5 protein-coding genes, 2 tRNA genes and 1 pseudogene are annotated in these 5485 nt (G+C 44.8%); 4 read left to right on the top strand and 4 right to left on the bottom strand.

Features of this window, described 5'->3' with window-relative positions; genetic code table 11:
* Window positions 1-435: 435 nt before the first annotated feature.
* The 3 genes and pseudogenes from ACRCZA_RS12840 to ACRCZA_RS12830 all read left to right on the top strand — a co-directional run.
* Window positions 436-512, top strand: a tRNA-Asp gene (locus ACRCZA_RS12840).
* Between the two features lie 54 nt (window positions 513-566).
* Window positions 567-643 (top strand) — tRNA-Asp (locus ACRCZA_RS12835).
* Between the two features lie 247 nt (window positions 644-890).
* A pseudogene (locus ACRCZA_RS12830) lies at window positions 891-1049 on the top strand (IS982 family transposase); the annotation flags it as partial.
* 64 nt (window positions 1050-1113) lie between these two features.
* On the opposite strand, the gene ACRCZA_RS12825 reads toward ACRCZA_RS12830, so the two are convergent.
* Genes ACRCZA_RS12825 through ACRCZA_RS12815 form a run of 3 tightly spaced genes read right to left on the bottom strand, consistent with a single transcriptional unit; the run spans window position 1114 to window position 3558 of the window.
* Entirely contained in the window at window positions 1114-1782 is a 669-nt protein-coding gene (locus ACRCZA_RS12825; RefSeq protein WP_438674813.1) for a hypothetical protein, read from the bottom strand.
* Between the two features lie 19 nt (window positions 1783-1801).
* Window positions 1802-2812 (bottom strand): helix-turn-helix domain-containing protein, encoded by a 1011-nt coding sequence (locus ACRCZA_RS12820; RefSeq protein WP_438674812.1) that lies wholly within the window; start codon window positions 2810-2812, stop codon window positions 1802-1804.
* Entirely contained in the window at window positions 2809-3558 is a 750-nt protein-coding gene (locus tag ACRCZA_RS12815; RefSeq protein WP_438674811.1) for an SDR family NAD(P)-dependent oxidoreductase, read from the bottom strand. The genes ACRCZA_RS12820 and ACRCZA_RS12815 overlap by 4 nt, the downstream gene beginning before the upstream one ends.
* Before the next feature lie 501 nt (window positions 3559-4059).
* Here ACRCZA_RS12815 and ACRCZA_RS12810 point away from each other — a divergent pair.
* Window positions 4060-4482: a hypothetical protein gene (locus ACRCZA_RS12810; protein WP_438674810.1), complete on the top strand. Its 423-nt coding sequence runs from the start codon at window positions 4060-4062 to the stop codon at window positions 4480-4482.
* Between the two features lie 77 nt (window positions 4483-4559).
* On the opposite strand, the gene ACRCZA_RS12805 is transcribed toward ACRCZA_RS12810, so the two are convergent.
* Entirely contained in the window at window positions 4560-5084 is a 525-nt protein-coding gene (locus ACRCZA_RS12805; protein WP_438674809.1) for a TspO/MBR family protein, read from the bottom strand.
* Window positions 5085-5485 lie beyond the last annotated feature (401 nt).

Raw genomic sequence — 5485 nt, 5'->3', positions numbered from 1 at the left:
GCGGCAGCGGAGCAACGGCTTATCGATGAGAGGCGTCATAAAAAATCGGCACCGACGTCTGTGGAGGAAATCGATCTCACCATGCCCGATTAATGCCCGCCTACGGGGGATAGGGTGGTGATTAACTCGGTGGCGTTTTGCGGCTTCTTAATATTGTCACTGAACATGGCATGGTTGCTGGTAATGGTTGTTTATAGCGGGTTATGGTTATTTATAATAGTTGCTGGGTATGGTCGCAGGGTGAGAATAGTGGGTGAGTGCACATAGGGCGTTGCTAAAAAGGTGGCGCCAACAGCAGAACGATTGGCGCCGATATTGCCTAATCATCAATGTTTTTAGCGTGAGTTGGTGATTTTTTAGCTAAACGATTCTATTCAGTGAAAAAAACGGTTGACGCTTGCTGGTCGCGACCGTATTATTCTTCGCAACTTGAGTGGAGCGGTAGTTCAGTTGGTTAGAATACCGGCCTGTCACGCCGGGGGTCGCGGGTTCGAGTCCCGTCCGCTCCGCCAGTCAAGTTGTTGAAAATTAAATTATAATGCGATTATCGCGTTGTAATAAAAATTGGAGCGGTAGTTCAGTTGGTTAGAATACCGGCCTGTCACGCCGGGGGTCGCGGGTTCGAGTCCCGTCCGCTCCGCCAACATTCATGAAGCCCAAGCTTATAAACAGCTTGGGCTTTTTGATTTTTTATCCTCGCAATTTATCCTTTATCGCTTTGTGTTCGTGAGCTACTGCTGATCCGCGGTGACTTAGGCCTGTTCTTTGGCACAATAACTAGGGCAGAAGATCCAGAACCGGCAATCTTGTATCTTGCTAGCCGTCCAATTAGCCCAATCCGCATTAAAGTGTGATCTAATTTATTCATCACTTTCAACTTATTCTATTCAAAAAATATCTCACAGGTAGAGCACTCCAGACACCGCAGTGTGCATGGTTTTATGCTCAATATGATTGCGGGACTTATCGCCTATCAATTGAAAGACAATAAGCCACAATTGAACATCACTAACACAGAGTTTAATGCTATTGCAGTTATGGCTTGTTAAACCGAACTCAGGTTACAGAGATAAAAGACCGACTTTTGTCGTCACCAAGAGCCAAAAGGAAATATTATTGTTTTGCTAATGTTGCGATGTCTTTGACTTCTAAAATAGAGGTCGGATAACCGTATCTCACTGCGTTGAGCATGGCTTGACCCATATCGCGTGTCGTCAAAATATGCTGAGGGAACAGCCTCTTTAGTAATGGAAATAGGGGGGGCATTAGCTGATAAAAAATTCGATAACTAGCTGTTTTAGAAAGAATACCATCTAAAGGCTGGATAACAGCAGGACGGAAAAGGTACACGGCAGAAAATCCACAATCGAGTAGTACATTTTCTGTCGAGCCTTTGACTCGTGCCCACATACTTTTTCCTTGTTCGCTGCTGTCGGTACCCGCACCGGAAACGTAGATGAATATCATCTTGGCATTCTTCTGCACCAAGGCTTGAGCGGCCGACAGGGTAAGTTCATATGTGAGGGCGTGATACTGTTGTTCACTCATCCCTGAAGAAGACTGACCAAGACAAAAGAAACAAGCGTCGATAACGGGAAGTTGTTCAATCACTTGCGGTAGTTGGGTAAAGTCCTCACAAATTAACTGGGTGAGTCGTTCATGATGGTCAACGAGTGGTCTTCTGCCGATCACAAAAATCTGGTCAACGTCAGTAGCAAGCAGCGCTTCGCGCAAAGCGCCTTGTCCAACCATCCCGCTGGCACCGAAAATCAATACATTCATGTTATTCCTCTCTCAGTGTTTACGATGCATTTGACCTGTTTTCTTTTCGATGTTCCTCACGCCACTTCGATGGTGTGACTTTTTCCCACGCTTGAAATGCCCGAAAAAATGAAGCTTGATCTTCATAGCCCAGCATGTAAACAATTTCGCTTAGGTCATAGTCCGTTTCACGTAGATACTCAAGTGCCAACTCATGACGGGTAGCGGACAAGATTGCCTGAAAGCTGCCACCTTCACTGCTGAGCTGTCGTTGTAGGGTGCGTTCACTGATCGCCAGCTCACGCGCGATACTTTTTAGCTCAGGGCGACCTGCGGTGAGGTTTTTGCGCAGCAACCAACGTACTTTATCAGACATCGATGAACTCGTTTGTTGCTGGTTCAGCTCATCATTTAGCGCTTTATCCAGCATTTCGGTCAGTTCGTCATTGAACTGGATAAATGGCAAATCCAACATGCGGTTGTTGATGTAAAGTACATCCTGGGCCGCATTCCACTTTATCGGGCATTGGAAGTAGTCCGCGATGGCTTGAGACTTGGCTCTGCGTAGCTCAAGTTTGATACTTTGTATCGGGTTTCCAGTACCGTTACGCCCAAGTCCGATAATCGAAACAAAGGTCGCATCCGTCAGTGCTTGTGGGGCGTGACCGCCAGCTAACGGCCAAATAGGTCGAATTTGAGTGTATTTATCGTCCGATTGCAGTTTTAGCTCTTCGGGCGCACATAAGGATTTATAGCGAACCACTCGTTGCACAGCATCACGGAAATTTTTGGCATGATAAGCAACGAGAAAGGAAGGCGGCAACACCTTACAATCAAGGCCTTTAGCAAGCTCAATACCCACATCAGGCCCTTTTAGTTGCTCTAACGCCGACCACAGTGAGAAAAACTGCGCTGTGGTAACTTTCGCTTGCGCCAGCCCCACTGAAAGGGGCAATTCAGCCTGTTTTATTAATTGAGAACGATTGATGTCGAGCCGATCTACGCCCAGCCAAAAAGCGCTGGGCAGTTTTATACGATCTGAGGTTATCATTTCGCCTGGAAACCACCGTCAATATTAAGGATATGGCCGGTCACAAAACTGGCTTCGTCAGACAGTAACCACGCAATGCCGTTAGCGATTTCCTCTGGATTACCCAAGCGATTAATTGGATGCATGGCAGCCAGTCCTTCCTCATTTGCATCTATTTGTTTGGCGATAATATCAGTTCTGATTGCACCCGGTGCAACAGCATTAATACGGATACCTTGGGCAGCATGATCTATTGCTGCGGATTTAGTTAACCCGACAACAGCATGCTTAGTGGCAACATACGTGCCTGTCATCGGAACACCATTTAGACCCGCAATAGATGCTAGGTTTACAATCGCTCCACCACCTTGTTTTAGCATCTGTGCAATCTCGGACTTCATACAGTAGTAGACACCCATAACATTCACATCAATCATATCGATGAATTTTTGTGTATCAGATTGATCGAGTGTCGCGGCTTCATTATAGATACCTGCATTATTGACAGCTAAATCCAGACTTCCAAACTCAGTAACAATGTTTTCTATCAATGCTTTGACAGAGGCTTCATCGGTCACGTCGTTGTAAACAAACTTAATTTTCGCATTGTTTTTGGCGTTAGACTCAATGTCAGTTATCGCTTCTTGGGCCAATTTTTCCCGGCGCCCTGTGATAACCACATTGATGCCCTGACTCACCAATTTTTTAGCTGTGGCTTTACCGATGCCTGTTGCTCCACCAGTAATCAATGCTGTTTTGTTTGTCATACATTGTTCCTCAATAATTTGTTTTGACCTGAGTATTCTAGTACCGAGAAAAGATATTTAATTTGCAAGATACGCCAACTTTATTGCAAAAGGTGACAGATTGAGGAAGGGGTGAGATCGCAACACTGAAGCCCTTATCGGGGGATTATCTATCGGCCACAAGCAGATTGGTGAGTATGAAACTTAATTCCTACACACATTAAGGTTGTGTTTATTATTGGTTGAGGTCACTAAACTGTGGGGCAGGCCGTTTTTAGTGTCCCCCCGATGGATGCTGTCATACCGAAAAAATGATGTGTCGGCTCTTTTGAACATTGAATAGCGATACAGTTTGGACGTTGCCTTGCATAAAGGCAGGTATCAGCGCTGATGTAAAAATAACGGTACAACGCCAATACGCCCTAAGGAAATTTTGCGGTACTCAAAGCGTTGCGTTATACCCACATAAGCAAAACGACAATAATGGCGACCTTGTTTATTAAGACTCAGGACATGTAATCAATGAACAACAGTATCAAACTTATATGGGCATCCATCGCCGGATTGTTGCTCGGGGTGATGTTAACAATGGCTGCAGTATCGCAGATTATTGGTTTGCGCGGAGGCATTGGCATGGCTGGTTTCGTCAGTGCTTCAGAAGACATCAGCCCGGAAAATGAATCGGTGCGTTTAATCACCTGTGCTCGTTTGGCCAAGGGAATGGGCTATCAGGTGGACCATTTTGCAGTGAATGCCTATCTTAATTCAGCCCTGCTTTCCCATGACAACGGGACCCAGCGAGCATTTTATTTGCTTCTGTATCTTAAAGGTTATGGTATTGGTATTGCGGACAGCATGGTAGACAAACAGTCCGCATTTGCCTCATTGCAGTGTCAGCACCTTCTGGGTCATATGATTCTTAATCCAGTAAAGCAAGGCGATTGATTACGGTATAAAAATAGTGTTATCAGGATTAAAAACTGCCACTTGGAAGACTACGGCTCACGTACAAATATAAGGATTCAACTTAGGATATTCGTGTTCATTTGCCATAGGCTGTAGTTAAGCATTGCGGCAAAGCTGACCCAGCATAGATAAGGGACAAGTAACAAGGATCCCAGTTTGCTTGTCCGCCAAAAAAACACGATGCAACTTACGATAAGTCCCCACAATAGAATAATGTTGACAAAGGCCCAACTACCACTTTGCCAAGCAAAAAATAGCCAGCTCCAGAGCGCATTTAAAGCGAGTTGGGCGAGAAATAACAAAGTAGCTATGCGTGATTCATTTCGTGTGGCAATGCTGCAAACACGCCATATTGCAATTGCCATCATTGCGAACAATATTGTCCAGACAGGGCCAAATAGCCAACCAGGAGGGGCCCAATCGGGTTGAGTTAACCCAGCATAAAATGATTTTGCTTGTAAAGATCCTGCCGCCCCAATAGCTGATGTGCCGAAACAGGTTAAAATCCACCCTAAAAGCGCAAGTATTTTTTGATGCTTTGTCATTTGATATCGCAAATTTGTGACTAATACCTTCATCATATCAATCAAATATATTTGTTCAATCCTTAGCCTAAGTGAATTCTAGATTTGGCTTGCCTCTGAATGAGCTCAATAAGTGATTTAAGTTTACTGCTATGCCGCCCGGTGGAGCCCCAATGTTTATTCCTGCATAAATTGGGTGCATATTGATGTCGAAGGGACGATGGATTGTTAAATCACAAAACATGATCTTAAAATATGGTTGATATTTGAATGCTAAATTTATTAACTTTTGTGACCGTGAACTTGCTCTTAATAACACTCAATCGTTAGGCCGGACGGCAGTAACTATATAGATTTAAAATCAATTAATTGCTAATGTGTAATAATTAGCTCAATGGCTTTGTCACACTGGCACGGCCTGTCAGGCCGGGGGCGCGGGTTCGAGTCCCGTCCGCTCT

The sequence above is a fragment of the Shewanella sp. genome, assembly GCF_051658185.1.
Lineage (GTDB): Bacteria > Pseudomonadota > Gammaproteobacteria > Enterobacterales > Shewanellaceae > Shewanella.
The sequence above is the reverse complement of the archived record's forward strand: the minus strand, read 5'-3'. Positions and strand labels throughout refer to the sequence as shown.

Bases quoted from the DNA above. Each gene is read 5' to 3' on its own strand.
- ACRCZA_RS12825 (WP_438674813.1), bottom strand. From the start codon at position 1,782: ATGAATGTATTGATTTTCGGTGCCAGCGGGATGGTTGGACAAGGCGCT.
- ACRCZA_RS12820 (WP_438674812.1), bottom strand. From the start codon at position 2,812: ATGATAACCTCAGATCGTATAAAACTGCCCAGCGCTTTTTGGCTGGGC.
- ACRCZA_RS12815 (WP_438674811.1), bottom strand. From the start codon at position 3,558: ATGACAAACAAAACAGCATTGATTACTGGTGGAGCAACAGGCATCGGT.
- ACRCZA_RS12810 (WP_438674810.1), top strand. From the start codon at position 4,060: ATGAACAACAGTATCAAACTTATATGGGCATCCATCGCCGGATTGTTG.
- ACRCZA_RS12805 (WP_438674809.1), bottom strand. From the start codon at position 5,084: ATGATGAAGGTATTAGTCACAAATTTGCGATATCAAATGACAAAGCAT.